We start from the raw sequence: 25,841 nt of genomic DNA, 5'->3' as shown, positions 1-25,841 counted from the left end.
ATAGTGGGCGAATCGACAACTCAGCCAGCAGGAGGTGCCGCAGTGGACGATGAAACGCGGTCGGCGGCCTTGCCGCGGTGGCGCGGTGCAGCCGGGCGCCTGGAAGTCTGGTATGCGACTCTGTCGGATCCACTGACGCGTACCGGCCTATGGGTGCACTGTGAGACGGTGGCCCCGACGACCGGCGGGCCCTACGCGCACGGCTGGGTGACCTGGTTTCCACCGGATGCCCCGCCGGGCACCGAGCGCTTCGGCCCCCAGCCCGCCCAACCCGCGGCCGGCCCCGCCTGGTTCGACATCGCCGGTGTACGAATGGCGCCAGCGGAGCTGACCGGACGTACCCGATCACTCGCATGGGAGCTGTCCTGGAAGGACACCGCGGCGCCACTGTGGACGTTTCCTCGCGTGGCCTGGGAGCGCGAGTTGCTGCCCGGCGCCCAAGTGGTGATCGCACCCACCGCCGTCTTCGCTGGCTCCTTGGCCGTCGGCGAAACCACCCACCGCGTCGACAGCTGGCGCGGCAGTGTGGCCCACATCTACGGACATGGCAATGCCAAGCGGTGGGGATGGATCCATGCCGATCTCGGCGACGGCGACGTCCTAGAGGTGGTGACCGCGGTATCACACAAGCCGGGCCTACGCAGGCTCGCGCCGCTAGCGTTCGTTCGCTTCCGCATCGACGGAAAGGATTGGCCCGCAAGTCCTTTACCGTCGCTGCGAATGCGGACAACGCTCGGCGTGCGGCACTGGCAACTGGAAGGACGCATCGGCGGCCGGGAGGCGCTAATCCGGGTAGACCAGCCGCCGGAGCGGTGCGTAAGCCTGGGATACACCGATCCCGACGGGGCCAAGGCGGTGTGCACCAACACCGAGCAGGCCGACATCCACATCGAGCTCGGCGGCCGGCACTGGTCGGTGCTGGGCACCGGACACGCCGAAGTCGGCCTGCGGGGAACCGCGGCACCGGCTATCAAGGAAGGGACGCCAGCATGAGTTTCCTGCTCGACCCGCCGCTGCTGTTTGTCTGCGGAGTGCTCATCGAGCGACGCCTGCCCGTGGACCGCCGCGATGCCGCCGAGGCCGCCGCCCTGGGCGTCTTCTTCGGCGCTTCGTTCGGGCTGTACCACAACGTACCCGGGCTCGGGATGCTGTGGCGGCCATTTCGCGCACAGAACGGCCGCGATTTCATGTGGAACAGCGGGGTTTTCAGCGTGGATGTGGCCCGCGCGGAGTGGCCGCTGCACGCGATGGCCGCTGCCATCTTCGCAACGTATCCGTTCTTCATAAAGCTCGGCCGCCGGCTCGGGCGCCGGATATGAGCCGGCTCGCCGATCGGGCTAAGTCCTATCCGTTGGCCTCGTTCGGCGCCGCGCTGCTGCCGCCGGAGCTCGGCGGCCCGTTGCCGGCTCAATTCGTGCAGCGCGTTGACCGCTACGTCACACGACTGCCGGCGACCTCACGATTCGCGGTGCGCGCCGGGCTGGCTTCACTGGCGGCGGCCAGCTACCTCACCACCGGCCGGTCGCTACCGCGACTGCACCCGGACGAGCGGGCACGGGTGCTGCACCGGATCGCCGCACTGAGCCCGGAAGTCGCTGCGGCCGTGGAGGGGTTGAAGGCGATCGTGCTGTTGGCCAACGGCGCCGACACCTACGCGCACGAATTGCTCGCCCGCGCCCAGGAACATGACGCGGCGCGCCCCGACGCGGAGTTGACCGTCATCTTGTCGGCGGACAGCCCATCCGTCACCAGGGCCGATGCGGTGGTCGTCGGCTCCGGGGCGGGCGGCGCGATGGTCGCGCGCACGCTGGCCCGGGCCGGCCTTGACGTGGTCGTGCTCGAAGAGGGACGGCGCTGGACGGTCGAGGAGTTCCGTAGCACCCACCCGGTCGACCGTTATGCCGGGTTGTACCGTGGCGCCGGGGCCACCGTCGCGCTCGGGCGACCGGCGGTGGTGCTGCCGATGGGCCGGGCGGTGGGCGGCACCACCGTCGTCAACTCCGGCACCTGCTTTCGGCCTTCACTTGCCGTGCAGCGGCGCTGGCGTGACGAGTTCGGTCTCGGCCTGGCCGACCCCGACCAGCTGGGACGTCGTCTTGACGATGCGGAGCAAACACTGCGGGTTGCGCCGGTGCCGCTGGAGATCATGGGCCGCAACGGGCGCCTGTTGCTGCAGGCCGCCAAGTCGCTGGGCTGGCGGGCGGCGCCCATCCCGCGCAATGCGCCGGGGTGCCGTGGCTGTTGCCAGTGCGCGATCGGCTGCCCCAGCAACGCCAAGTTCGGCGTGCACCTCAACGCCCTGCCGCAAGCCTGCGCGGCCGGCGCGCGGATCATCTCCTGGGCGCGGGTCGAACGGATCCTGCACCGCGCCGGGCGGGCCTATGGCGTGCGAGCCCGCCGGCCCGACGGCACCACACTCGACGTGCTGGCCGACGCGGTCGTCGTCGCCGCCGGTGCGACGGAGACGCCAGGACTGTTGCGGCGCAGCGGTCTTGGTGGGCACCCGCGACTGGGCCACAACCTTGCGCTGCACCCGGCAACTATGCTGGCCGGGCTCTTCGACGACGACGTCTTCGCGTGGCGCGGGGTGCTGCAGAGCGCGGCGGTTCACGAGTTTCACGAATCCGACGGCGTGCTGATCGAGGCCACCTCCACACCGCCGGGCATGGGGTCGATGGTCTTCCCCGGCTACGGGGCCGAGCTGCTCCGCTGGCTCGACCGGGCGCCGCAGATCGCAACATTCGGGGCGATGGTGGCCGATCGGGGCGTCGGCACGGTGCGGTCGGTGCGCGGCGAGACGGTGGTGCGCTATGACATAGCTCCAGGTGAGATCGCCAAGCTACGGGTCGCGCTGCAGGCCATTGGCCGGCTGCTCTTTGCCGCCGGCGCGGTGGAGGTGCTGACCGGTATCCCCGGCGCCCCACCGATGCGGTCCCTGCCCGAGCTGCAGGATGTGCTGCGCCGAGCCAACCCCAGAAGCCTGCACCTGGCCGCCTTCCATCCGACGGGCACCGCGGCCGCCGGCGCCGACGAGCAGCTTTGTCCGGTCGACGCGACGGGCCGGCTGCGCGGCGTCGAGGGCGTGTGGGTTGCCGACGCCTCGATCCTGCCCAGCTGCCCGGAAGTGAACCCGCAGCTGTCCATCATGGCGATGGCACTGGCCGTAGCCGACCAGACAGTCGCCAAGGTTGTCGGCGTCCGCTAGCCCTCGAGTTTGTAGCCCAGCCCGCGCACCGTCACCAAGTGAACCGGGTTAGCCGGGTCGGCTTCGATCTTGGAGCGCAGCCGCTTGACATGGACGTCGAGCGTCTTGGTGTCGCCCACGTAGTCCGCACCCCAGACCCGGTCGATCAGTTGTCCGCGAGTCAACACCCGCCCGCTGTTGCGCATCAGGTATTCCAGCAGGTCGAACTCCTTGAGCGGCAGCGTGATGGTGTCACCGTTCACCGAGACGACATGGCGCTCCACATCCATGCGAACCGGCCCGGACTCCAGCACGCCATCGCTCATCTCCGAGTCGTCGTCGCCGCCACGGCGCAGCACCGCGCGGATGCGTGCGATCAACTCGCGTGCCGAATAGGGCTTGGTCACGTAGTCGTCAGCGCCCAGCTCCAGGCCGACCACCTTGTCGATCTCGCTATCCCGGGCGGTCACCATGATCACCGGAACGCTGGACCGAGCGCGCAACTGCTTGCATACATCGGTACCCGACATCCCAGGCAGCATCAGATCGAGCAGGACGATGTCGGCGCCGGCCCGGTCGAACTCGGCGAGAGCTGCCGGACCATCGGTCACCACCGTGGCCTCAAAGCCCTCCTTGCGCAGCAGAAACGCCAGCGGATCGGCCAGCGACTCCTCGTCCTCCACAATCAACACACTGGTCATCAGCGCCACTCTCCCCCGCAAGCGGGTGGTGCCCCCACCTCATCGCTACGCTCTGCATCGTCGTCGGCGCAGGTCATCAGCGCCACTCTCCCCCGCAAGCGGGTGGTGCCCCCACCTCATCGCTACGCTCTGCATCGTCGTCGGCGCAGGTCATCAGCGCCACTCTCCCCCGCAAGCGGGTGGTGCCCCCACCTCATCGCTACGCTCTGCATCGTCGTCGGCGCAGGTCATCGGCTCAGCTCTTCCTCTCGTTGTGACCTGTTTGACCGCAGTTCGGGCTCTCGCGCCTGCTCGGGTCGCTCGTCGTCGTGATAGGCCTCGATCAACGCCGGAAGAGCCAAGGTGAACGTTGACCCGGTTCCCGGTTTGCTCCACACGCGGATGGTGCCGTCGTGATTAGCCGCGACGTGTTTGACGATGGCCAACCCGAGTCCGCTGCCTCCGGTGGCACGCGAGCGCGCCTTGTCCCCCCGGAAGAACCGTTCGAAGACCCGCTCCTGGTCTTCCGGCGCGATGCCGATGCCCCGGTCGGTGACGGCGATCTCGATGTTGGCACCGCGACGGCGACGGCTGATCGACACCAGCGACCCGCGCGGCGAATAGGCAATCGCATTGGAAACCAGGTTTGCCAGTGCGGTAACCAGCAGAGTTTGGTCGCCCAGCACCCGCAGATTGCTGGGCGCGTCGGTGCGGACTTCGATGTCGGCGTTGTCGGCCGCCACCTTATGGCGTGAAATCGCTTCCGACACAATCGTATCGACGTCGACGTCGGTCATATTGGGTAGCCGCTCGGCGCCCTGTAGCCGGGATAGCTCGATCAACTCGGCGACCATGTCACCGAGCCGGTTGGCCTCAATGAGCACCTTCTCGGCGAACCGCCGAACGGTTTCGGAGTCGTCGGCCGACGCCAGCAGCGCCTCGGCGAGTAGAGCCATGGCACCGACGGGCGTCTTGAGCTCGTGACTGACGTTGGCCACGAAGTCACGCCTAGCCGCCTCCATCCGCGCATAATCCGACTGGTCGTGCACGAACACCACGGCGAACCGGCGGTCTTCCTCGCTCAGCAACCGGGCATGCCCATGCACTGATAGCCCGGATCGACCCGTGGCCGACCGCTTGCGCGGCGACAGGTCGAACTCGACGTCTTCACCACCCAGCGCCTGCCGGGCGGCCCGCCAGGCCTGATCATCGAGCTGGCGGTCGCGCACCAGACCTAGCTCTTTGGCCCGTTCGTTGAGGTAGACAACGTCGCGATGGGTGTCCACCACCGCGGCGCCCAGCGGCATCAGCGTGACAATGCATTGCAACATCTGCGAAACCGTGATTCCCGACCACTCCGTGGCCACCCGTTGGCGCTGTTCGACGACCCGCGACGTCAGCCGCATTCCAACAGCACCACCGACGGCCAGTGCCAGCGCGGACAAAACCCCGGCCAGCAACAGCGCCGAGAACACAGTCACAAGGAAAATCCTACAAATCCGGTGAACGTCGCCCTAGCGCGGCAAGGCCAAAATCGGACAAGTCACACACTACGCCACAGCTGTTCGGTTACCGTTCACATGCTGTTTGGCAAACAGCGCACCAAAGCACACCATCAGCCGCCGAAACCGCCGGCAGGTGGGATCTCAAACAATTACCCGCGGCCCTGGCCGGCCACCGCGGCGGCGCCGGCGGCTGCCGCCTCCGGGTCCAGATACGTACCACCGCGCACCAGCGGCCTCATCGCGGAATCCAGGTCGTAGCGCAGCGGAATTCCGGTCGGGATGTTCAGTCCGACGATTTCGTCGTCAGACATCTGGTCCAGGTGCTTGACCAGCGCGCGCAACGAGTTGCCGTGGGCAACGATCAGCACCGTCTTGCCGACCCGCAAGTCGCCAACGATGACGTCGGTGAAATATGGCAAAAACCGGGCGACCACGTCAGCCAGACATTCGGTGAGCGGGCCACCGCCGATGTCGGCGTAACGAGGGTCGGCGTCCTGGCTGAACTGACTGCCCCGCTCGATCGGCGGCGGCGGCGTGTCATAGCTGCGCCGCCAGGCCATGAACTGCTCTTCGCCATAGCGGGCCTTGGTCTCGGCCTTGTCCAAACCCTGCAGCGCGCCGTAGTGGCGTTCGTTGAGCCGCCAGCTACGCCGCACGGGAATCCAGAGCCGATCGGCGCTGTCCAACGCCAGATGCGCGGTGGTGATCGCGCGCCGCAGCAACGAGGTGTAGAGCACGTCGGGCAATAGGTCGTGTTCCGCGATCAGCTCGCCGCTTCGAACCGCCTCTGCCTGGCCCTTGTCCGTCAGGCCGACATCGACCCAGCCGGTGAACAGGTTGAGGGCATTCCAGTCGCTCTCGCCGTGGCGCAGCAACACCAGGCTGCCAGTGTTTGCCATACCGGCAAGTCTCTCACGCACTCCCGCACTCCTCATCGTGGACCAAAATGCCCGAATTCTCCTCGGTCCGCTGCGCAGCGCGTTCATACCGCCGAGGTGGTCGGCACCGTAACGGCCGGTTCACCAAGGCCGATACATGGGCGGCCTACGAGGTGGTCAAATGATCAGTGCGACATTGGCCGTCGGCACACTTGGTGACGTGACGAGCACAACGACGGCGACCCCAATCATCGTCACGGCAACCAGCGCATCAAGAATGCGCCAAGCAGCTGGAGTTGCGAAGAATGGCTGTAGCCGGCCCGCGCTAAATCCCAACACGGCGAACCATACGACGCTGGCGGCCCAGGCACCGGCTCCGAAAAACCACCGCAGATCTGATTCCTCATTGGCGAGGGCACCGATCAACACCACAGTGTCCAGATAGACGTGTGGGTTGAGAAAGGTCACCACCAGGCACATTTGCACCACGCCGATCAGCGCAGCCGGCCCCGATTCCGACGGCACCAGCCCGCTCGGGCGCCACGCGTTCCGCGCGGCCAATAGCGCGTAGCCAATCAAGAACGCTGCGCCGCCAAATCGGGCAACCAAAGTCATATTGGGATGAGCGTGAATCAGCGCAGCGAAGCCGCCAACGCCCGCGGCAATCAGTGCCCCATCAGCGATCCCGCACAGCGCCACAATGACCAGCACGTATTCTCGCCTAATTCCTTGGCGCAGGACAAATGCGTTTTGCGGGCCGATCGCGACCTTGAGCGTCATCATGGCAACGAAGCCGACAAACACCTGAAGAGGCACAGCGGAACGCTAAACCATCACATGCATGCCAATGACTTGAACGCGCAAATTGTGATCGCGAATTTCTGAGTCCGGAACGGGGTGAGCGCCACCAGCCCATCACCGGCGGGCGTCTTGACCTCCACGAGTGCTATTTCTCATCGCGCTGCGCGCTCTGCATCGTCGTCGGGCTCGACCTAACCGCCCAACTCCTTCTCATCGCGCTGCGCGCTCTGCATCGTCGTCGGGCTCGACCTAACCGCCCAACTCCTTCTCATCGCGCTGCGCGCTCTGCATCGTCGTCGGGCTCGACCTAACCGCCCAACTCCTTCTCATCGCGCTGCGCGCTCTGCATCGTCGTCGGGCGTAAGTGAGCGAAGGCCTGCAGGTTCTGCAGCGACTCACCGCGAGATAACCGCCACTGCCACTCTCGTTGAATCGACGACCGAAATCCCAACTCCAACAACGCATTGAAGTCCGAATCCACCACCTCTAACACCTGCCCCAACACCCGGTCAACCTCGTCGGCGTCCACTGCGGACAGCGCCATCTGGCCCACCAGGTAGATGTCGCCGACATTGTCCAGCGTGTACGCGACCCCATACAGGCGGCGGTTGCGCCGCAGCAGGAACCGGTATACGTCTTCGCGGTTCTCGTCAGGCTTGCGACACACGAACGCCTCGACACGCACCGAATGCTCGCCGACGCTCAGGATGGTGTTGATCTTGAGCTTGCGTTCGCCCGGCAGCTCGACGATCAGCGCGGGCGGCGCCCCGCCCGGGCGGGGGTGTTGGGAGTACTTCAGCTGGCTGACCTCGAGCGCATTCTGGATCACACGTTGCACGGTCGGCAAGGAGGAAGTCACGCGCCCACCCCGCGACGCGGCGTCCAGTGGCGGGGCTTGCCCACCGCTACCAGGTCCGATATCACCTCGCCGCCCCGGCGCTGGCGCTCGGCGTTGTACTCGCCGATCGCACGCCGATAACTGGCCAACAGCGCGTCGGTGGTGTTCTCCCACGAGAACGTGGCGGCGTGCCGTGCCGCCGCCCGGCTCATCACCCGTCCCCGTGGCCCGGCACACAACCGCAGCAGGTGATCGATGGCGTCGGCCCACTGACCGACCTCGTGCCCGGACACCAGGGTGCCGGTGATCCCGTCGCGCACCGCGACGGGCAGCCCGCCCACCGCCGCGGCCACCACCGGTGTGCCGCACGCTTGGGCCTCCACAGCAACCAGGCCGAACGACTCGGAGTAGCTCGGCACCGCAACCAGGTCCGCCGCCCGAAACAAGGTGGCCAGATCCGTGTGGGACTGCGGCGGCAGAAACGTCACCCGTGCAGAGATGCCCAGTTCGTCGGCGAGCCGGACCAGTCCGTCCGGTGAAGCCAGACCGCTGCCCGACGGTCCGCCGGCCACGATGATGCGCACCCCGGGCAACTTGGCGGCCGCACGCAGCACAATGTCGGGTGCCTTCAGCGGCTGGATGCGTCCGACGAAGGCCACCACGCGCTCGTCAACTGGTAGTCCTAGCGCGGCCCGGGCCGCGCGCCGATCACCCGGGCGGAACACGTCCAGATCGACACCGGGATGGACCACGTCGATTCGTGCCGGATCGGCACCATGAAGCGAAATCACTTGCCTGGCTTCATCGTCGGTGTTGACGATCAACCGATCCGCCTCGTCGACGACCTGCTGCTCCCCGACCGTACGCAGCGGCGGCTCGGGTCCGTCGCCGTCGGCCAGTGCCGCGTTCTTCACGGCGGCCAGCGTGTGTGCGGTGTGCACCAACGGCACCGCCCAGCGGTCGCGCGCCAGCCAGCCGACCTGACCCGACAGCCAGTAGTGCGAGTGCACGATGTCGTAGTAACCCGGTTCGTGGACCGCCTCGGCGCGCAGCACCCCGGCGGCGAACGCACAAAGCTGGGTGGGCAGGTCGTACTTGTCCAAACCCTCGAAGGGCCCCGCCACCACGTTGCGCACCAGCACCCCGGGTGCCACCCGCACCACCGGTGGATCTGCCGATGCGGTGGCCCGGGTGAAGATCTCCACCTCGATGCCCCGACGGGCCAGGTGCAGCGCACTTTGCAGCATGTAGACGTTCATGCCGCCGGCGTCACCGGTGCCCGGCTGTGCCAGCGGTGAGGTGTGCACCGCCAGCAGCGCAACCCGGCGCGGGTCGTCTGCTGCCGAAACATTCCGATTGGATGGCCCGGATGGGCCGCGCGAGCGGGTGGCACCCTCGCCGCGGACCGGACGGCGCTGGGCGATCAACCCTGAACCGTCATCGTGCCGCACACCTGCCATCCTTGCAGGAACCGAAGTGACACGCGCGGACGCGGCTCGTCAGCCGATCACGCGAGCGCCTCCGGGGCGGTGTCCTGCAGCCGGGCATCCAGCGCGCCCGATCGCCGCAAGGCACCCAATGGATCGGCATAGAGCCCGCTTAGGGACACGATGCCTGCCCCGGCCTCCTGCACCCGGTTGCCGAAAACGGTCACGCGGATGTCACGCGGCGCCAGCACCGACCCTGCCGTAAACGCCGCCTCCACCTGCTCCATCGCCTCGGGATATTCGGTAAACGCCTGGCCACCCACCACCACTTCGTCGGGATTGAGTAAGTCACGCAGCAGCGCGACCGCCCCACCGAGCACGCGGGCCCGCTCCGCCAGCAGCTCCTTGGCTTGCTGATTACCGGCTCGTGCCACTCGCAGCAAGTCGGTGATGGCGGTAGCGGACCCACCGGTCCGGGTCCTCGAAGCGATGCCGGGGATGATCCGCAGCCGGCGGGCAGCAGCCAAAACCGCCTCGTCGCTGACAGTGGACTCCAGCTGCCCGGTACCGCCGAGCATTTCAGAGTGGACGGGCAGGGGCGCGATGGTGCCGGGACCACTGGCCGGGCAGTGCACCCGCCCACCGATCATCAGCGCATAGCCTACGGTTTCGCGGGCGTAGACGTAGAGGCTCGTCGACGAGCTCGGTGCGAACCGCCGCATGCCGAGCATCAGCTCGGCCCCGGCCATGGCGTCGACGTGGGACGCCACCGACACGGGCAGGCCTAGGGCATCCGCCAGCACGGGTCCGACCGGAGCCTGACGCCAACCGAGCCGCGGATGGTCGACATGACCGGTGGCACTGTCGACTGCACCACCAAGCGTCACCCCGACCCACAGCGCACGGCGCCGGCGCCAGCGCTGCAAGTATCGGTCAGCGCTGTCGGCCAGTGAGGTCAGCGCGGCCCCGGCAGCGTTACGCGGGGTCGGGGTCTCCACCGTGTCGAGCGTGCGGCCGAACAGGTCGGTGGCCACGATGCTGGTGGTCCGGGCACCGATGTGGATGCCCAGGGTGACAAAAGGCTCGTGGTTTACTTCGACAGGCACGCGTGGGCGCCCGATAGCCCCGGAAACCGCCAGGTCCGCCCGCTCACGCAGGAGGCCCGCTTCCAGCAGTGCGATGACCTGGCGGTTCACCGTCGCGATGCTCAGCGACGTAGATCCAGCAATTACGTCCCGACCGACCGGACCACGCAAACGCACGGCCCGGAAGACGGACGCAGCCGCGGAATCGGACAGGTGCAGCGACGGCGGCATGACGTAACGGTGCGATCGCAGCTGGTGCTTGCGGCCGGGCTTGCGGCTGAGTGACTGTGAGGTGCGGTTAGTCGAGTACACGGGCGTTCTTCTCCGAGTTCCAATGGCCGGGTCCTGTTGGCCACACCTGCTGACGTGTATCGGTCAGGCGCGGCAAAGGGGGCGGCAACAACACGCGCCCGCGAAAAGACACGCGGTCGTCGTGCGGAACAAGGCGCTGTGGTACACACCGAGAATTTAGCACGTTTATTAGAGTTGTCCCGATGACGACAATCGGCACCCGCAAGCGAGTCGCCGTGGTCACCGGCGCCAGTTCCGGTATCGGCGAGGCAACCGCGAGAACCCTTGCGGCCCAGGGGTTTCACGTGGTCGCGGTGGCGCGTCGGGCGGACCGGATCACCGCGCTGGCCAACCAGATCGGCGGAACCGCAATTGTGGCCGATGTCACTGACGACGCCGCCGTCGAAGCGTTGGCCCGCGCGCTGAGCCGGGTGGACGTGCTGGTCAACAACGCCGGTGGCGCCAAGGGGCTTCAGTTCGTCGCCGATGCCGATTTGGAGCACTGGCGATGGATGTGGGACACCAACGTACTGGGCACGCTGCGGGTAACCCGCGCGCTGCTGCCCAAGCTGATCGACTCCGGCGACGGCCTGATCGTCACCGTCACCTCGATCGCCGCGATCGAGGTGTACGACGGCGGCGCCGGCTACACCGCTGCCAAGCACGCGCAGGGCGCGCTGCATCGCACGCTGCGCGGCGAACTGCTGGGGAAGCCGGTCCGGCTCACCGAGATCGCTCCAGGTGCGGTCGAGACCGAATTTTCGCTGGTCCGCTTCGACGGCGACCAGCAACGCGCGGACGCGGTTTATGCCGGCATGACACCGCTAGTAGCCGCCGACGTCGCCGAGGTGATCGGATTCGTGGCCACCCGGCCCTCACACGTCAACCTTGACCAGATCGTCATCCGGCCCCGCGACCAGGCATCAGCTAGCCGTCGCGCTACCCACCCGGTCCGTTAGTAGTCGTGGGTGTGCCGGACGGGGTGGGGGCATCCGACGGCGTGACCGGGGCGGTGACCGGGATTTGCGTCGCCGCCGGTTTGGCCGCCGGTGGCGGTAGCGCCGACATCGACACCCAGGTGTCCCAGTCCACCGCCCAGTCCCAGATGTCACCGTCGGCGTAGGACAGCTGGATCGAACTGCCGGTCACCTCAACCGGGTCACCGTAGACCGCGCTGCGGTAGTACTGTTCGGCGTTCTCCGTCGACAGGTTGATACAGCCGTTGGTGACATTGCTGTTGCCCTGGGCACCGGCGCTCATAGGGTTGGCATGGATGAACTCGCCGTTGTTGGAAATCCGCACCGCCCAACGTTCGTGGATATGGCTGTAACCGGCGGCCGGGTTGGACATGTAGAAGTCCGAGTATTTCTCGGTGACGACGTGGATGCCGTTGCGGGTGACGTTGCGCGCCAAGTCGGCCTCGCCGTAGCTGCACGGGAAGTCCATGATGACGCCGGCATCGGTGACGACTTGGATGCGGTGCGACGAGACTTCGGCCTTGACCACCTGACGACGACCGATCTGGAAGTGCAACGACATATCCTGCGCGCCGTACGCGCCGTCGCCGAACGGCAGCCCATACAGCTTGGCGTCGACGTCGACGGTGGTACCCGCCGGGTAGTACTCCCGAGGACGCCAGTGCACGCGAGCGCCCTGCGCCTCGTCGGGCAGCCAGGCCCAGCCGCCCTCGACAGGCGGGTCGGTGGTCACGGTTAGTGCCCGCTCGACGGCGGCCTTGTCGCTGATCGGTGAATCGAACTGAATAATCACCGGCGCCGCGATCCCGACGGTCTGGCCGTCGGCGAGCTGGAATCCCGCGTTGATCGTCTTGACGGGTGCCACGGTGGTGAACTTGCCCGCCACCGGAACCGCCTTGCCGTCATGGCCGACGGCCGAACCGCTCCAGGTGTAGGTCGTGTCGTAGCCCAGCGGCTCGGTGATCGTGTAGATGGTGCGATCCCGGCTGTATGCCCCGGCGACGACCTTGCCTGCCGAATTGGTCAGCGCGACCCGCTGAAACCAGCCGTCACCGACCTCGACGCTGATCGGCGCGATCGGCACCACGTCGGCGGCAGAGTCGGCAGGCCGGAAAGTCAGACGAGGCGCCGGTGGCGGCCTCTTCTCGGCCAGCTTGGTCACTTTGCCGGCGCACGCGACCAGAACGTTCGGTGCCAACACCCCAAACCCAAGGGCCGTCAACGCCAGACGCCGACTGATCGGCCCCTGACTCTGGGGGGTGCTGGAGTTATTCACGGGTATCAAAGATACCGGGCGAAACAGCACACGAATGACCACAGAACGCCTGGCAACCAGCCCTAAGCAATGCGCGCCACGCCGCCCCGCCGCGAAAACGCAGCTACAACATGCAGCCGATCAGCACGGGTTCGGGTTTTAGTGTGATACCAAACACATCATGGACCCCATCGCGCACGGCGCGCGCCAGCGTCACCACATCTTCGGCGGTGGCCCCGCCACGATTTGTCAGCGCCAGCGCATGTTTGGTGGAAAGCCGGCATGGGGCGGCGCCGGCATCCGGATAGCCCTTGCCGAAGCCGGCCCGTTCCACCAGCCAGCCGGCGGCCAGCTTGACGCCGTCGGGCGCGGGATAGTGCGGGACCGGACCGTCCTTTCTGGTGGCCGCGTCACCGGCCAGCCGTTCGTAAACATCCTGGGTGACCACCGGGTTTGTGAAGAACGATCCCACGCTCCAGGTGTCATGGTCGGTCGGGTCCAGCACCATGCCCTTGCGTGCCCGCAGGGCCAGCACCGCTTCGCGGACCGCTTGCGGGTCGGCGCGCTCGCCGCTGGTCGCATTCAGCGCGGCGATCAGCTCGCCGTAGCGCAGCGGTGCGCTGCGGCCCGACGGATCCAGCGCAAACTCCACCTCCAAGACCACGGTGGGCACCGCAAGCCCATCAGCGTGTTTGAGCACGCTCGTGCGATAGCCGAAGCGCAGGTCGCGCGCGGATACCCAACGCACCTCACCCGTGCACCGATCCAAAAGCCGAACCCGAGTGATGGTGTCAGACACCTCCGCGCCATACGCCCCCACGTTCTGCACGGGTGTCGCCCCGGCCGATCCTGGGATGCCAGACAGGCATTCCAGTCCGCCCAGACCCTGTTCGATGGCCCTAACCACCACGTCATCGAAGACCGCACCGGCCTCGGCCCGCACCAAGTTACCGTCGATGGTGATGCCGCTATTGGCCAACCGCACCACGGTCAGGTCGGTCAGGTTCTCGGCGATCACCAAATTGGAGCCACCAGCAAACACCAGCGGGCGGTCAGCTCCGGTCTTGGCCGCCGAATCCAGGTGCCGCAGCGCAGCCACCACCTGTTCGGCGCTGGTGCAAGTGATGACACGTCGGGCGATCGGGCCCACACGCAAAGTGGTCAGCGGCGCCAACGGGACCGCCTCGGCAATATGCGCACCGGCAAAGAGCGAACCGACACCGCTCCGTTTCATGGCCCGTAAGGGTAGCCTGACCTGCTATGCCGCGTTCATTCGACATGTCGGCCGACTACGAGGGCAGCGTCGAGGAGGTTCATCGGGCTTTCTACGAGGCGGACTACTGGAAAGCCAGACTGGCCGAAACGCCGGTCGACGTCGCGACCCTTGAGTCGATACGCGTAGGTGGCGACTCCGGAGACGACGGCACCATCGAAGTCGTCACCCTGCAGATGGTGCGCAGTCACAATCTGCCCGGCCTGGTCACACAGTTGCACCGGGGCGATCTTTCGGTACGGCGCGAGGAGACCTGGGGCCCGGTCAAGGAAGGCATCGCGACCGCGTCCATTGCGGGATCGATCGTGGACGCTCCGGTGAACTTGTGGGGCACCGCCGTGCTCTCGCCCATACCGGAGTCGGGTGGCTCCCGAATGACGCTGCAGGTCACCATCCAGGTGCGTATCCCGTTCATTGGCGGGAAGCTGGAGAGGCTTATCGGCACCCAATTAAGCCAGCTAGTGACCATCGAACAGCGCTTCACCACGCTGTGGATCACGAACAACGTCTGAGGTGCCAGCTTGCCCGGCTCCTGCGCGCGCCGGTACGGCGCGCTCGTCGCCGGGCGCAAGCTGGATTGCCCGGCTCCTGCGCGCGCCGGTGCGGCGCGCTCGTCGCCGGGCGCAAGCTGGATTGCCCGGCTCCTGCGCGCGCCGGTGCGGCGCGCTCGTCGCCGGGCCTAGGCTGGCGCGCATGCGAATCGCGTTGGCGCAAATCCGCAGCGGTACCGACCCCGCCGCCAATCTGCAACTGGTCGGCAAGTACGCCGGCGAAGCCGCCACCGCGGGCGCACAGCTGGTGGTGTTTCCTGAGGCGACCATGTGCCGGCTCGGTGTCCCGCTGCGGCAGGTCGCCGAGCCCGTCGACGGACCCTGGGCAAACGGAGTCCGACGGATCGCGACCGAGGCGGGCATCACCGTGATCGCCGGCATGTTCACCCCGACCGGCGACGGGCGGGTAACAAACACGCTGATCGCAGCCGGCCCGGGCACGCCCAATCAGCCGGACGCGCACTACCACAAGATCCACCTCTATGACGCGTTCGGCTTCACCGAGTCACGTACCGTCGCACCCGGGCGCGAACCGGTGGTAGTCGTGGTCGACGGCGTGCGGGTGGGTTTGACCGTTTGCTACGACATTCGCTTTCCCGCCCTTTATACCGAGCTGGCGCGGCGCGGGGCCCAACTGATCGCGGTCTGTGCATCCTGGGGTTCCGGTCCGGGCAAACTCGAACAGTGGACGTTGCTGGCCCGCGCCCGGGCGCTAGACTCCATGAGTTACGTCGCCGCGGCCGGCCAAGCAGACCCAGGTGATGCCCGCACCGGCGTGGGGGCGAGCTCGGCTGCACCGACCGGGGTAGGCGGCAGCCTGGTGGCCTCGCCGCTAGGCGAGGTGGTGGTGTCAGCTGGCACCCAGCCGCAACTGCTGGTCGCCGACATCGATGTCGACAATGTGGCCGCGGCTCGCGACCGCATTGCGGTGCTACGCAACCAGACAGACTTCGTTCAGATCGATAAGGCACAATCGCGTGGGTGACCAACCCGCAAGGTCCACCGAACGACCCGTCGCCCTGGGCGCGCCCTGGGGATCAAGGTCCGCTCGCCCGACCCCCGGCATCGTCCGAAGCATCCACCGGTCGACTGCGCCCCGGCGAGCCCGCGGGTCATATCCAAGAACCGGTGAGTCCGCCCACCCAACCGGAGCAGCAGCCGCAAACTGAGCATCTGGCTGCGTCGCATGCCCACACACGGCGATCCGGCCGCCAAGCTGCGCACCAGGCGTGGGACCCAACGGGCCTGCTGGCTGCGCAAGAGGAAGAGCCAGCGGCGGTGAAGACCAAACGACGTGCCCGCCGCGACCCGCTAACCGTCTTTCTTGTCCTGATCATCGTGTTTTCGCTCGTCCTCGCCGGGCTGATCGGAGGCGAGCTATACGCTCGCCATGTTGCCAATAGCAAGGTCGCCCAAGCGGTCGCATGCGTGGTCAAAGACCAAGCCACCGCATCCTTCGGTGTGGCGCCGCTGCTGCTGTGGCAGGTCGCTACGCGGCACTTCACCAATATCTCGGTGGAAACCGCGGGCAATCAGATCCGCGATGCCAAGGGCATGCAGATAAAGCTCACGATCCAGAACGTCCGGCTCAAGAACACCCCCAACTCTAGGGGCACGATCGGCGCCCTGGACGCCACCATTACCTGGTCGTCGGAAGGCATCAAGGAATCGGTGCAAAACGCGATTCCGATCCTGGGCGCTTTCGTCACCAGCAGCGTGGTCACTCACCCCGCAGACGGCACCGTCGAACTGAAGGGCCTGCTGAACAACATCACAGCCAAGCCGATAGTGGCTGGCAAAGGATTGGAGCTGCAGATCATCAATTTCAACACGCTCGGGTTCTCGCTGCCGAAAGAAACCGTTCAGTCGACGCTGAACGAGTTCACCTCCAGCCTGACCAAGAACTACCCGTTGGGGATTCACGCGGACAGCGTGCAAGTCACCTCGACCGGCGTGGTGAGCCGGTTCTCAACTCGCGACGCGGCTATCCCCACCGGCATCCAGAATCCCTGCTTCTCGCACATTTGACGCCGCCACCCGCGCGCTCAGCTGTCAGCTGAGCCCATCGAGCACCGCCCGGGTGCCGGACAGGCCCAACCTGGTGGCACCGGCGTTGAGCATCGCGACCGCGTCGGCGGCGGTGCGGATCCCACCGCTGGCTTTGACCCCTAGCCGAGGGCCGACCGTCTCGGCCATCAGCTCGACGGCACGCACCGTGGCCCCGCCGGCCGGATGACACCCAGTCGAGGTTTTGACGAAGTCGGCACCGGCATCCTCGGCGGCACGACACGCATCCACCAACGTGTGCGCGTTTGACTGTCCCAACAGCACCGCCGACTCCACGATCACCTTGAGCACAGCCCCGGCCGCAGCGGCACGCACCGCCTCGATGTCGGAGCGCACTGCGTCGATGTCACCGCACAGCGCAGCCCCGATGTCGATGACCATGTCGATCTCACTGGCGCCGGATGCCAGGGCCGCAGCCGCCTCATGCGCCTTGACCGAGGACACGTGCTTGCCCGACGGGAAGCCCGTCACCGCCGCAACCCGCACACCACCGGCTTGGACCGCAACTGGCACCATCGACGGCGACACGCAGACCGCGTAGACGCCGAGTTCGGCGGCTTCGGCGACCAGCGCGGCCACATCGGCACGGGTGGTCTCAGGCTTGAGCAGGGTGTGGTCTACCAGCGCGGCCAACTGCGCCCGAGTCGGTTGGCCGAGCACTAAAACGACTCTTCAGGGCTGCCCGGATTGCAGCCGGAAGCCAACATCTCCGAGTCGTCGACGACCGGCCGCCACGGCTCGAGGTTCCAGCTGGGTTTGCCGGGTTGTCTGATTTCGGCGTACTGCCAGTGGCAGATGAACTGCGCGCGCATGCCGGCAGTGTCGGCCTCCGGTGACAGCGCGAGAACCTCGGCCCAGGCCGCGTCGGCAGCGGCCATCCCGAGGCGGCGGGAGGCTGTACGCCCAACTTGGGACGGGTAGACCCGGAGGCTGGGCAGACTTCCCCACTGCGCCCATTCGGTGTGATCGACAAGACGTGGGGAACTTGGGGGGCCACCATAGTTGGCCTCACCTGCGCCGGGATCCGCCTCGGGATCAGCTTGGGCGGAAGATACACCGAGCAGTGCGACGACGGCCACCGCCGACACGGCCACCAGGGCTTTCATTCCGTTAGCGCGACTTGCCCTGAATCTCGAGAAGCTTGGGCCGCACGTCGACCAGATACACGCCGGACGCACAGGCGGACATCGCCATCCCGAGCACACCCAAAACGGGATACAGGATGGAGGCCAACGCCACGGCCGCGCCCAGGATCACCAACCACACCGGCTTGGTCAGCTTGTCGGCGGCGGTATAGGCATCGGGCCGCTGCAACGCAGCATGCACAAACGCGTACACCGCTGTCACCAAGACGGCGACCAGCAATACCAGCATGACGGTACCCACGAGGTGGCTCACGCATTCAGACTATGCGGTTTGCATCCAACACGTCGACTCCGAGTCGCCCCGTGGGCGACTCGGAGTCGATGGTGATTCGGAGCCCGACTACTTCTGGGTGACCTTCTTGGCCGCCGCCTTCTTCGCGGGCGCCTTCTTGGCCGCCGCCTTCTTGGCCGGAGCGGCCTTCTTGGCCGGAGCGGCCTTCTTGGCCGGAGCAGCCTTCTTAGGCAGCTCGATGCCGACCAGCTTGGCGGCACGCTCACCGACCGCGCGGGTCTGCGATGCGACCGTACCCAACGCCTCCTGGGTCAACTCCACCGCCTGGTCCACGTAGCCTTCGGCGCGCGCCGACACTTCCTCGAAGCTCTGCTGGCTGCGCAGCCGCTCTAGAGCGGCCTCACCGCGCTCGACCAGCTCGTTGTACCGGCTAGTCGCGGCCTCGAGGTAGCCCTCGGCGGCCTTACGCAGCTCCTCGGCGGTGAACTTCTCACGCAGCTCGGTGAGCTGCTCGGGCAGATCTTCCTGCAGCTTGGTCAGGCGAGCACGGCTCTCCTCGACCCGGCTGCGGGTGTCCGTACGAGTCTCCTCCGCACGCTCACGCAGGTTCGTGATCAACTCGTTGACAGTGGCCAAGGCCAGGTCGGCCGCTCCAAGCGCGGCAAGCAACGGAGCCTTGATGTCATCAATGTTCGAGTTTTCAGCCATGGGTATTCCTTTCATTAACTATTTTCTGATATCGGCGTTCTTACATCTTTGGTCTGGACGTTGGGGCAAGCGTCGGCTCCTCCAGGGAGGACTAGTCAAGACCCGCGGATTGACATGGCACGCGACTTGCCGGGGAAACCTTCTGATCGTCGGGTCGGTTGTCGGTCGAGTTCGTAGATGTCAGGCCCAGCTGATCCGGTCACTACATGTCTCCTTTGCTGCACGTCATCGACGGAGTCGCTGTTGGCCAGCGCGGCCGATCGGCTGGATCAGCCTGCGGTCGACCTCACCCAGATGACTGTCCTTCAGGTTTGATTACCCGCCAGCCGGTGCGCAAAACAGCCGGCCAACGGCTAGTCATCGGTCGGTGTCGGATCGCTCGGACACTCCTCCCGGGTGGCTTCGTTCTGGTGGGTAAATGACGCGTAGATATCGAGCAGAATCTGCTTCTGACGCTCGGTGATCGCCGTATCGGTGATGATGGCGTCACGCACCTGACTGGTCTCGCTGGGCTCGAGAATCCCGGCGCGCACATAAAGGACTTCGGCCGAGACCCGCAGCGCCTTTGCGATCTGGCTCAACACGTCGGCGGACGGCTTACGCAATCCGCGCTCAACCTGGCTCAGGTACGGATTGCTGACGCCGGACCGCTCGGCGAGCTGCCGCATCGAGACGTGCGCCGTCTCACGTTGCGACCTGATGAAGCTGCCGATGTCGGAAGCCACATCGGAGGCCTTGGTGGACACCTTGGCGGCCAGCTTCTCCTCCGACGACATTGGCTACTCCTAGCTCGGGGTGATCGGTGCAACGGCCACCAGAGTACGTCCAAGTGCTTGCTATTGCAAGCGTTTGTTAGCACCCGTCAGAACAACAGTTGCGCGATCGCATAGATCGCCAACCCTGCCATCGCCCCGACCACTGTTCCGTTGATCCGAATGAACTGCAGGTCTCGGCCGACGTGCAGTTCGATTCGCCGGCTGGCTTCCTCGGCGTCCCAGCGCTCGATCGTCTCGGTGATGATCGCGGTGATCTCCACCCCGTACTCCGAGACCAGATGTTGGGCCGCCCGCACCGTCCAACTGTCTACCTTGTCACGCAGGTCGGCATCGTCACGAAGCGATTCGCCGATCCGGATGACCGCATCGGTGATGCGGGTGCGCAACGCACTGGACGGGTCGTCAACACCCTCGAGCACCAACCGCTTCAGTGTCTTCCACGCCGCCGCGGCCGCAGTGGCGATCTCATCGCGCGCCATTAGCTCCTCTTTGATCGCGTCGGCGCGCGCGACAGTGGCCGGATCGTGTTGCAGGTCGTCAGCGAAATCGAACAAGAAGCGGGTAGCCGAACGGCGCAACTCGTGATCGGGGTTGCGGCGCACCTTGTCGGTAAATTCCATCAACTCACGGTGGATACGGTCGCCAACCAGGTGGTCGATGAATCGGGGCGACCAACTCGGCGAGTCACGCTCCACCACCCGCTGGATCACCACCCCGGCGTTGAGCGACCACTGGAACGCCCGATCGGCCAACAATTGGATAAAGGCTTCCTGCCGATTCTCGGCCAGCAACGTCGCCAGCACCCGGCCCGCCGGCGGACCCCACTGCGGTTCGGCGATACGACGCACAATCATCCGGTCGATCACCTGCTGGATGTCCTCGTCACGCAGCAGCTCCACCAGCACCCGCAGCACCGTTGCGGTCTCGGCCGCCACCCGCTGGGCATGCGTGGCCTCTGACAACCACTTGCCAAGCCGACTCGGTATCTGCGCATCACGCAGCTTGGTCTCCACGACCGGCGGCGACAGGAAATTCTCCCGCACGAAGGTGCCCAGGCCCTCGCCCAGCTGATCCTTCTTGCGCTTGATGATCGCCGTATGCGGGATCGGAATGCCTAGCGGATGCTTGAACAGCGCGGTCACCGCGAACCAGTCCGCCAAGGCGCCGACCATACCGGCTTCCGCCGCAGCGCCCAGATAACCCAGCCACGCGTGGTCAGCGCCATCGGCCTGTGCCCAGCGACAAGCGAGGAACACGCCGGTGGCGCCTACCAAAAACCCCACTGCCACCACTTTCATCCGACGCAGCGCCATCCGCCGGGCGGCATCCGCCTCCGGATCGGCTGCGGCGAAGGATTCCGCGAAGGAGGCGCGGACACGCCGCGCCACCGTCGGCTGGGTGCTCAAATTCAGCCGTGGCGGCGGCGAGCCCGACACCTCGGCTCTATGTGCCACCACACCATCATCCGCTATCACCGGCACCAGTTAATGTGACGACACTGTCCTGCGCACCCCGCGCGCGCGTCCAATGTGCCAGCAGGACCCCCAATTGGCCGTAGTATCGGGAGCGTCTAGTGAATGGGAATTGGCAACAGTGGCAGAGCGTATCCCGGCCGTGACCGTGAAGACGGATGGTCGCAAGCGACGCTGGCACCAGCACAAGGTGGAGCGCCGCAATGAGCTGGTGGACGGCACGATTGAGGCGATTCGCCGGCATGGCCGCTTCCTCAGCATGGACGAGATAGCGGCCGAGATCGGGGTCTCCAAGACCGTGCTCTACCGCTACTTCGTCGACAAAAACGACCTGACGACCGCCGTGATGATGCGGTTCACGCAGACCACCTTGATCCCCAACATGATCGCTGCGCTGTCGGCCGATATGGATGGTTTCGAACTGACCCGCGAAATCATCCGGGTCTATGTCGAGACCGTGGCGGCCCAACCGGAGCCGTATCGGTTCGTGATGGCGAATAGCTCGGCCAGCAAAAGCAAAGTGATTGCCGACTCGGAGCGAATCATTGCCCGCATGCTCGCGGTGATGCTGCGCCGCCGCATGCAAGAAGCCGGGATGGACACCGGCGGAGTCGAGCCGTGGGCATATCTGATCGTGGGCGGCGTGCAGCTGGCCACCCACTCCTGGATGTCAGACCCGCGCATGAGCAGTGACGAACTGATCGACTACCTGACGATGCTGAGCTGGAGCGCACTGTGCGGCATCGTCGAGGCCGGCGGATCGTTGGAGAAGTTTCGCGAGCAGCCGCATCCTTCGCCGATCGTGCCTGCCTGGGGGCAGGTCTAGGCTTTAGGGATGCCCGACGCGGGCGCGGGCTCCCGGCTCAGATCGTGGGCCTACGCACTTCGCACCACCAACCCGCCAGCTGACGGGCCGACCGACACGGTCACCCGGTGGCTCGTCGTCACCCGGGCCGCAGTGCTGCCGATGACCCTGGTCTCCGGCCTGGTCGCGGGGCTGTTGGCGATCGGCGAGCCTGGCTTGGATTGGCGCTGGCTCGTCCTGTGGTGGGAATCACATGCGCCGCACATCGCCAACAACCTTATGAACGATCTCTACGACACCGATGTCGGTACTGACAGCGCCACCTACGCGCGCGCCCGCTATGCCCAGCACCCGGCCGCTACCGGGGCCAACCGTGCCGCATATACCACGCCTCGACGAACCACCAGCTGCGGCTCACCCGAGCGTGCGCTGGAACCTACTACGCCGCGGTGGGCGCGGGCGGTTGGGAGGTCGTGCTGGCGTCGCTCCCCTACGGGCTGTTGTGCACCACGGTGCTGATGGGTAAGCACATCGACAAGATCGGTTACGACGAACCGCTGGGTATCCGAACGCTGCCGGTGCTACTCGGCGAAACGTGCGCGCGCACCGTGACACTGGCCATGATGGTCGGCTTCTACCTACTTATCGCCGTAAACGTCATGCTGGCTGCCATGCCCTGGCCGCGTTGCTGGTCGCCGGGGCGCTGCCCCGGCTGGCGAAAGTGTGGCCCTATTTCCTGCGACGGCGGCCCCAGCAGCCGCCACCGGCGTTTCCGGTGTGGCCGCTGTGGTATGCCGCGTTGGCCTGGCTGCACGTGCGTCAGGCCGGTGCGCTGCTGGTTGTGGGCCTGGCGATCGGTGCCTGGCGGCGCGCCTGGTGATTTTCGCTGACGGCTGCGACAGCTGGTCATGGCGCCGATTGCGACTGGGCCGCCTTTCAGCAGCTAGCATGCAAGGGATGCATCGGGGATAGATCAGGGGTGCGTCGAGGCAAGCGGATGCGGGCCTCGGAACACAGAAAGGCTCAATCGGTATGTCCGTGCAGCTCACGCCGCATTTTGGAAACGTGCAAGCTCATTACGACCTCTCCGACGACTTTTTCCGGCTGTTCTTGGACCCCACCCAGACCTACAGCTGTGCCTACTTCGAACGCGACGACATGACGCTGCAGGAGGCCCAGATCGCCAAGATCGACCTGGCCCTGGGCAAGCTGAACCTCGAACCCGGGATGACGTTGCTGGACATCGGCTGCGGCTGGGGCGCGACCATGCGGCGCGCCATCGAGAAATACGACGTCAATGTCGTGGGCCTGACGTTGTCGGAGAACCAGGCCGGTCATGTCCAGAAAATGTTCGACCAAATGGACACCCCCCGCTCCAGACGAGTGTTGCTGGAGGGATGGGAGAAATTTGACGAGCCCGTCGACCGCATCGTCTCGATCGGCGCGTTCGAGCACTTCGGCCACCAGCGCTACCACCATTTCTTCGAGGTGACCCACCGCACGTTGCCGGCCGACGGCAAGATGTTGCTGCACACCATCGTGCGCCCCACCTTCAAAGAAGGCAGGGAAAAGGGCCTGACGTTGACCCACGAACTGGTTCACTTCACCAAATTCATCCTGGCCGAGATCTTCCCCGGTGGCTGGCTGCCGTCCATCCCGACGGTGCACGAGTACGCCGAGAAGGTCGGCTTCCGGGTCACCGCGGTCCAGTCATTGCAGCTGCACTACGCCAGGACGCTGGACATGTGGGCCACAGCGCTCGAGGCCAACAAAGATCAGGCCATCGCGATCCAGTCGCAGACTGTCTACGACCGCTACATGAAGTACCTGACCGGCTGCGCGAAGCTGTTCCGCCAGGGTTACACCGACGTCGACCAGTTCACACTGGAAAAGTAACCGGACAAAGCGCGCTGGCTACCCACCGGCCGGTGCCCGGGCGTCAAGCCACACCCGGCGTGAGCTCCGCAACCCCTGGGGTGCTCGGGCGGCGATGGGCTACTTGGTCAGTGTGAACTGTCCCACGTTGCTGATGCCCTTGCGGAAGAAGTGCTCACATCCGGTCAGATAGTGCATGTATTTGTTGTAAATCTCCTCGGACTGAAGAGCAATGGCGCGGTCCTTGTTAGCCTCCAGATTCGCCGCCCAGATGTTTAGCGTCCGAGCGTAATGCTGCTGCAGCAATTGCACCTTCTCCACCGAAAAGTCCGCCGCCTGCGCAAATTTGAAGATGTCTTCCTGCGCCGGTAACTGTCCGCCCGGAAAAATTTCTTCGCCGATGAATTTCATAAACCGCACATCGCTCATCGTCACCTTGACGCCCATCTCATGCATCTGCTTCTGCGTATAGGTCAGAATTGTGTGCAGCAGCATCCGGCCGTCATCTGGAAGTATGTCGTAGGAACGCTCAAAGAATGCCGCATAACGCTCCATTTTGAATGCTTCGAAGGCACCGATGCTGACAATACGGTCGACCTTGTCCGTGAACTCATCCCAGCCCTGCAGCCGCACCTGGACGCTGCGTTCGGTGGGAATTTTCGCCAATTTCGCTTTGCTGTACTCGAACTGATTGCGACTGAGCGTGATACCGATGACGTTCACATCGTAGTTCTCGATCGCTCGTTGCAGCCCACCACCCCAGCCGCAGCCAATATCGAGCAGCGTCATCCCGGGCTCAAGATGCAACTTGTCCAGCGCCAAATCGAACTTCGCGTTTTGCGCTTCTTCGAGAGTCATGTCCTCACGCTCGAAGTACGCGCAGGTGTAAGCCATCGTGGGGTCTAGAAACAGTGAGAAAAACTCGTCGGAAACGTCGTAAATCGATTGCGACTCTTCGTAAAAGGGCCTTAACTCAGTCATGCCGGCCGAACCTCTCATCTGTTGATCGCGGAAATACTACCCGATGTACGCAACGGCTGTCACACGATCGTAACCACACCGTCTCGGTCTGTGATCTCGCCTTGCGTCAAGCCTGGGGGCCGTTCATACACTTCAGTACGTGTAGAAACCTCGACCCGATTTCTTTCCCAACTGGCCCGCCTCAACCATACGCAGCAACAGCGGAGGGGGCCCGTAGTGCGGTTCTTTGAATTCTTCGAACATCTTGTCCGCGATCAGCTTGAGGGTGTCTAGGCCGACAAGATCGGAAAGCCGCAGCGGACCCATCGGGTGCGATAACCCCGCAACAACGGCCTTGTCGACATCTTCGACGGTGGCAAACCCGGCCTCGACCATCCGAATCGCCGACAGCAAATACGGCACCAGGAGCGCATTGACCACGAATCCGGAGCGGTCGGAGCAACGCACGACCTGTTTGCCCAGCACAGTACTGGCAAACTCCTCCGTGCGCGCGGCGGCGGCTTCGTCGGTGACCAGCGTGCGCACCAACTCGACCAGCGGCAGCACCGGGACCGGATTGAAGAAATGCAGGCCAAGAACCCGTTGCGGCTGCTTGGTGGCCGCGGCGACCTTCATGATCGGGATGCTGGAGGTATTCGACGCCAGCACCGCGTCCGGATCGGTGACGACCCGGTCGAGCTCGGCGAAGATCTCGGACTTGACGGCCTCGTCCTCGACAACGGCCTCGATCACCAGTTGCCTATCGGATAGGTCGTTGAGGTCGGTGGTGAAGGTCAACAGGCCGAGGGCGCGGTCACGCTCGCGCTCGGTTACCTTGCCGGCGCTGACGGCCCGCTCCAGCGACTTCACGATGCGGTTGCGTCCCGCGGTGATCAACGCCTCGGCCGGCTCGAACACCGTCACTTCGACGCCGGCGCGAGCCGAGACCTCGGCGATGCCGGACCCCATCTGCCCGGCCCCGACAACCCCTACCCGCTGGATCGCATCGCTCACTGTTCCTCCTCAAATGCGCGAGCAGACGCAAAAGCGCCACTT

28 protein-coding genes and 4 other annotated features are annotated in these 25,841 nt (G+C 65.5%); of the genes, 11 read left to right on the top strand and 17 right to left on the bottom strand.

Translation table 11 applies throughout. The features are described from left to right. Nucleotides 1-3 precede the first annotated feature (3 nt). The 3 genes from Rv0493c to Rv0492c are packed head-to-tail and all read left to right on the top strand — an operon-like array spanning nucleotide 4 to nucleotide 3,205. The gene (locus Rv0493c) at nucleotides 4-993 is read left to right on the top strand and encodes a hypothetical protein (protein NP_215007.1); all 990 of its coding nucleotides are present in this window, start codon (nucleotides 4-6) and stop codon (nucleotides 991-993) included. Continuing rightward, nucleotides 990-1,319 (top strand): hypothetical protein, encoded by a 330-nt coding sequence (locus tag Rv0492A; protein YP_177623.1) that lies wholly within the window; start codon nucleotides 990-992, stop codon nucleotides 1,317-1,319. Before Rv0493c ends, Rv0492A begins: the two co-directional genes overlap by 4 nt. Then, complete coding sequence (locus Rv0492c) at nucleotides 1,316-3,205, top strand: GMC-type oxidoreductase (protein ID NP_215006.2); 1,890 nt, start codon at nucleotides 1,316-1,318, stop codon at nucleotides 3,203-3,205. Before Rv0492A ends, Rv0492c begins: the two co-directional genes overlap by 4 nt. Here the strand turns inward: Rv0492c and regX3 are convergent. From regX3 to Rv0485, 7 genes are all read right to left on the bottom strand, one after another. Next, nucleotides 3,202-3,885: a two component sensory transduction protein RegX gene (gene regX3 / locus Rv0491; protein ID NP_215005.1), complete on the bottom strand. Its 684-nt coding sequence runs from the start codon at nucleotides 3,883-3,885 to the stop codon at nucleotides 3,202-3,204. The genes Rv0492c and regX3 overlap by 4 nt on opposite strands. Further along, nucleotides 3,886-3,962, bottom strand: a repeat region (77 bp Mycobacterial Interspersed Repetitive Unit,Class I (see Supply et al., 1997)). Continuing rightward, nucleotides 3,963-4,039: a repeat region (77 bp Mycobacterial Interspersed Repetitive Unit,Class I (see Supply et al., 1997)), on the bottom strand. Then, nucleotides 4,040-4,116 (bottom strand) — a repeat region (77 bp Mycobacterial Interspersed Repetitive Unit,Class I (see Supply et al., 1997)). After that, complete coding sequence (gene senX3, locus Rv0490) at nucleotides 4,113-5,345, bottom strand: two component sensor histidine kinase SenX3 (protein NP_215004.1); 1,233 nt, start codon at nucleotides 5,343-5,345, stop codon at nucleotides 4,113-4,115. It overlaps the preceding feature by 4 nt. A gap of 173 nt (nucleotides 5,346-5,518) precedes the next feature. After that, nucleotides 5,519-6,268 carry a 2,3-bisphosphoglycerate-dependent phosphoglycerate mutase gene (gene gpm1, locus Rv0489; protein ID YP_177731.1) on the bottom strand — a complete coding sequence of 250 codons (750 nt, stop codon included), beginning with the start codon at nucleotides 6,266-6,268 and terminating at the stop codon, nucleotides 5,519-5,521. A 156-nt stretch (nucleotides 6,269-6,424) separates the two neighbouring features. After that, a complete protein-coding gene (locus Rv0488) occupies nucleotides 6,425-7,030 on the bottom strand; it encodes an amino acid transporter (RefSeq protein NP_215002.1) in 606 nt (201 codons plus the stop codon). A gap of 325 nt (nucleotides 7,031-7,355) precedes the next feature. After that, nucleotides 7,356-7,907 carry a hypothetical protein gene (locus Rv0487; RefSeq protein NP_215001.1) on the bottom strand — a complete coding sequence of 184 codons (552 nt, stop codon included), beginning with the start codon at nucleotides 7,905-7,907 and terminating at the stop codon, nucleotides 7,356-7,358. Continuing rightward, nucleotides 7,904-9,346 carry a D-inositol 3-phosphate glycosyltransferase gene (gene mshA, locus Rv0486; RefSeq protein NP_215000.1) on the bottom strand — a complete coding sequence of 481 codons (1,443 nt, stop codon included), beginning with the start codon at nucleotides 9,344-9,346 and terminating at the stop codon, nucleotides 7,904-7,906. Before mshA ends, Rv0487 begins: the two co-directional genes overlap by 4 nt. 47 nt (nucleotides 9,347-9,393) lie before the next feature. Beyond that, a complete protein-coding gene (locus Rv0485; RefSeq protein ID NP_214999.1) occupies nucleotides 9,394-10,710 on the bottom strand; it encodes a transcriptional regulator in 1,317 nt (438 codons plus the stop codon). Then, nucleotides 9,625-9,661: a sequence feature (mcr19, fragment of putative small regulatory RNA (See DiChiara et al., 2010), cloned from M. bovis BCG~~Pasteur; ends not mapped, 66-82 nt band detected by Northern blot in M. bovis BCG Pasteur.), on the bottom strand. Its footprint overlaps the gene before it by 37 nt. A gap of 182 nt (nucleotides 10,711-10,892) precedes the next feature. Between Rv0485 and Rv0484c the strand changes: the two genes are divergently transcribed. Further along, nucleotides 10,893-11,648 (top strand): short-chain type oxidoreductase, encoded by a 756-nt coding sequence (locus tag Rv0484c; RefSeq protein ID NP_214998.1) that lies wholly within the window; start codon nucleotides 10,893-10,895, stop codon nucleotides 11,646-11,648. On the opposite strand, the gene lprQ is transcribed toward Rv0484c, so the two are convergent. Both lprQ and murB read right to left on the bottom strand, forming a co-directional pair. Next, the gene (gene lprQ, locus Rv0483; protein ID NP_214997.1) at nucleotides 11,629-12,984 is read right to left on the bottom strand and encodes a lipoprotein LprQ; all 1,356 of its coding nucleotides are present in this window, start codon (nucleotides 12,982-12,984) and stop codon (nucleotides 11,629-11,631) included. The two genes, Rv0484c and lprQ, sit on opposite strands and share 20 nt — an antisense overlap. A 61-nt stretch (nucleotides 12,985-13,045) precedes the next feature. Beyond that, nucleotides 13,046-14,155: a UDP-N-acetylenolpyruvoylglucosamine reductase gene (murB, locus tag Rv0482; RefSeq protein NP_214996.1), complete on the bottom strand. Its 1,110-nt coding sequence runs from the start codon at nucleotides 14,153-14,155 to the stop codon at nucleotides 13,046-13,048. Nucleotides 14,156-14,181: 26 nt separating this feature from the next. Between murB and Rv0481c the strand changes: the two genes are divergently transcribed. The 3 genes from Rv0481c to Rv0479c all read left to right on the top strand — a co-directional run bounded on the left by Rv0481c (nucleotide 14,182) and on the right by Rv0479c (nucleotide 16,773). Next, nucleotides 14,182-14,706 carry a hypothetical protein gene (locus Rv0481c; RefSeq protein NP_214995.1) on the top strand — a complete coding sequence of 175 codons (525 nt, stop codon included), beginning with the start codon at nucleotides 14,182-14,184 and terminating at the stop codon, nucleotides 14,704-14,706. Nucleotides 14,707-14,887: 181 nt separating this feature from the next. Then, nucleotides 14,888-15,730: an amidohydrolase gene (locus Rv0480c; RefSeq protein ID NP_214994.2), complete on the top strand. Its 843-nt coding sequence runs from the start codon at nucleotides 14,888-14,890 to the stop codon at nucleotides 15,728-15,730. After that, nucleotides 15,727-16,773 (top strand): membrane protein, encoded by a 1,047-nt coding sequence (locus tag Rv0479c; RefSeq protein NP_214993.1) that lies wholly within the window; start codon nucleotides 15,727-15,729, stop codon nucleotides 16,771-16,773. The genes Rv0480c and Rv0479c overlap by 4 nt, the downstream gene beginning before the upstream one ends. 24 nt (nucleotides 16,774-16,797) lie before the next feature. Here Rv0479c and deoC read toward each other — a convergent pair whose 3' ends face one another. From deoC to Rv0473, 6 genes are all read right to left on the bottom strand, one after another. Continuing rightward, nucleotides 16,798-17,472 carry a 2-deoxyribose-5-phosphate aldolase gene (gene deoC, locus Rv0478; protein ID NP_214992.1) on the bottom strand — a complete coding sequence of 225 codons (675 nt, stop codon included), beginning with the start codon at nucleotides 17,470-17,472 and terminating at the stop codon, nucleotides 16,798-16,800. Next, complete coding sequence (locus tag Rv0477) at nucleotides 17,472-17,918, bottom strand: hypothetical protein (protein NP_214991.1); 447 nt, start codon at nucleotides 17,916-17,918, stop codon at nucleotides 17,472-17,474. The genes deoC and Rv0477 overlap by 1 nt, the downstream gene beginning before the upstream one ends. 4 nt (nucleotides 17,919-17,922) lie before the next feature. Then, nucleotides 17,923-18,186, bottom strand: a complete 264-nt coding sequence (locus Rv0476) for a transmembrane protein (protein ID NP_214990.1) — start codon at nucleotides 18,184-18,186, stop codon at nucleotides 17,923-17,925. A 111-nt stretch (nucleotides 18,187-18,297) separates the two neighbouring features. Beyond that, nucleotides 18,298-18,897: a heparin binding hemagglutinin HbhA gene (hbhA, locus tag Rv0475; RefSeq protein NP_214989.1), complete on the bottom strand. Its 600-nt coding sequence runs from the start codon at nucleotides 18,895-18,897 to the stop codon at nucleotides 18,298-18,300. 353 nt (nucleotides 18,898-19,250) lie between these two features. Continuing rightward, a complete protein-coding gene (locus Rv0474; protein NP_214988.1) occupies nucleotides 19,251-19,673 on the bottom strand; it encodes an HTH-type transcriptional regulator in 423 nt (140 codons plus the stop codon). Nucleotides 19,674-19,759: 86 nt separating this feature from the next. Continuing rightward, the gene (locus Rv0473; protein ID NP_214987.2) at nucleotides 19,760-21,130 is read right to left on the bottom strand and encodes a transmembrane protein; all 1,371 of its coding nucleotides are present in this window, start codon (nucleotides 21,128-21,130) and stop codon (nucleotides 19,760-19,762) included. Between the two features lie 136 nt (nucleotides 21,131-21,266). On the opposite strand from Rv0473, the gene Rv0472c reads away from it, so the two are divergent. From Rv0472c to pcaA, 4 genes are all read left to right on the top strand, one after another. Further along, nucleotides 21,267-21,971: an HTH-type transcriptional regulator gene (locus Rv0472c; RefSeq protein ID NP_214986.1), complete on the top strand. Its 705-nt coding sequence runs from the start codon at nucleotides 21,267-21,269 to the stop codon at nucleotides 21,969-21,971. 9 nt (nucleotides 21,972-21,980) lie between these two features. Continuing rightward, nucleotides 21,981-22,469 (top strand): hypothetical protein, encoded by a 489-nt coding sequence (locus Rv0471c; RefSeq protein NP_214985.1) that lies wholly within the window; start codon nucleotides 21,981-21,983, stop codon nucleotides 22,467-22,469. Beyond that, the gene (locus Rv0470A; RefSeq protein YP_177622.1) at nucleotides 22,400-22,840 is read left to right on the top strand and encodes a hypothetical protein; all 441 of its coding nucleotides are present in this window, start codon (nucleotides 22,400-22,402) and stop codon (nucleotides 22,838-22,840) included. The genes Rv0471c and Rv0470A overlap by 70 nt, the downstream gene beginning before the upstream one ends. A gap of 142 nt (nucleotides 22,841-22,982) precedes the next feature. Further along, the gene (gene pcaA / locus Rv0470c) at nucleotides 22,983-23,846 is read left to right on the top strand and encodes a cyclopropane mycolic acid synthase (protein ID YP_177730.1); all 864 of its coding nucleotides are present in this window, start codon (nucleotides 22,983-22,985) and stop codon (nucleotides 23,844-23,846) included. Nucleotides 23,847-23,945: 99 nt separating this feature from the next. Here pcaA and umaA read toward each other — a convergent pair whose 3' ends face one another. Beyond that, nucleotides 23,946-24,806 carry a mycolic acid synthase UmaA gene (gene umaA / locus Rv0469; RefSeq protein ID YP_177729.1) on the bottom strand — a complete coding sequence of 287 codons (861 nt, stop codon included), beginning with the start codon at nucleotides 24,804-24,806 and terminating at the stop codon, nucleotides 23,946-23,948. A gap of 132 nt (nucleotides 24,807-24,938) precedes the next feature. After that, nucleotides 24,939-25,799, bottom strand: coding sequence for a 3-hydroxybutyryl-CoA dehydrogenase (gene fadB2 / locus Rv0468; protein NP_214982.1), 861 nt, complete (start codon nucleotides 25,797-25,799; stop codon nucleotides 24,939-24,941). Between the last annotated feature and the right edge of the window lie 42 nt (nucleotides 25,800-25,841).

The organism is Mycobacterium tuberculosis H37Rv (genome assembly GCF_000195955.2).
Taxonomy (GTDB): domain Bacteria; phylum Actinomycetota; class Actinomycetes; order Mycobacteriales; family Mycobacteriaceae; genus Mycobacterium; species Mycobacterium tuberculosis.
The sequence above is the reverse complement of the archived record's forward strand: the minus strand, read 5'-3'. Positions and strand labels throughout refer to the sequence as shown.

Bases quoted from the DNA above. Each gene is read 5' to 3' on its own strand.
- murB (NP_214996.1), bottom strand. From the start codon at position 14,155: ATGAAACGGAGCGGTGTCGGTTCGCTCTTTGCCGGTGCGCATATTGCC.
- hbhA (NP_214989.1), bottom strand. From the start codon at position 18,897: ATGGCTGAAAACTCGAACATTGATGACATCAAGGCTCCGTTGCTTGCC.
- regX3 (NP_215005.1), bottom strand. From the start codon at position 3,885: ATGACCAGTGTGTTGATTGTGGAGGACGAGGAGTCGCTGGCCGATCCG.
- Rv0477 (NP_214991.1), bottom strand. From the start codon at position 17,918: ATGAAAGCCCTGGTGGCCGTGTCGGCGGTGGCCGTCGTCGCACTGCTC.
- Rv0474 (NP_214988.1), bottom strand. From the start codon at position 19,673: ATGTCGTCGGAGGAGAAGCTGGCCGCCAAGGTGTCCACCAAGGCCTCC.
- Rv0492A (YP_177623.1), top strand. From the start codon at position 990: ATGAGTTTCCTGCTCGACCCGCCGCTGCTGTTTGTCTGCGGAGTGCTC.
- Rv0484c (NP_214998.1), top strand. From the start codon at position 10,893: ATGACGACAATCGGCACCCGCAAGCGAGTCGCCGTGGTCACCGGCGCC.
- Rv0476 (NP_214990.1), bottom strand. From the start codon at position 18,186: ATGCTGGTATTGCTGGTCGCCGTCTTGGTGACAGCGGTGTACGCGTTT.
- umaA (YP_177729.1), bottom strand. From the start codon at position 24,806: ATGACTGAGTTAAGGCCCTTTTACGAAGAGTCGCAATCGATTTACGAC.
- Rv0488 (NP_215002.1), bottom strand. From the start codon at position 7,030: ATGATGACGCTCAAGGTCGCGATCGGCCCGCAAAACGCATTTGTCCTG.
- Rv0481c (NP_214995.1), top strand. From the start codon at position 14,182: ATGCCGCGTTCATTCGACATGTCGGCCGACTACGAGGGCAGCGTCGAG.
- Rv0471c (NP_214985.1), top strand. From the start codon at position 21,981: ATGCCCGACGCGGGCGCGGGCTCCCGGCTCAGATCGTGGGCCTACGCA.
- mshA (NP_215000.1), bottom strand. From the start codon at position 9,346: ATGGCAGGTGTGCGGCACGATGACGGTTCAGGGTTGATCGCCCAGCGC.
- gpm1 (YP_177731.1), bottom strand. From the start codon at position 6,268: ATGGCAAACACTGGCAGCCTGGTGTTGCTGCGCCACGGCGAGAGCGAC.
- Rv0492c (NP_215006.2), top strand. From the start codon at position 1,316: ATGAGCCGGCTCGCCGATCGGGCTAAGTCCTATCCGTTGGCCTCGTTC.
- pcaA (YP_177730.1), top strand. From the start codon at position 22,983: ATGTCCGTGCAGCTCACGCCGCATTTTGGAAACGTGCAAGCTCATTAC.
- Rv0480c (NP_214994.2), top strand. From the start codon at position 14,888: ATGCGAATCGCGTTGGCGCAAATCCGCAGCGGTACCGACCCCGCCGCC.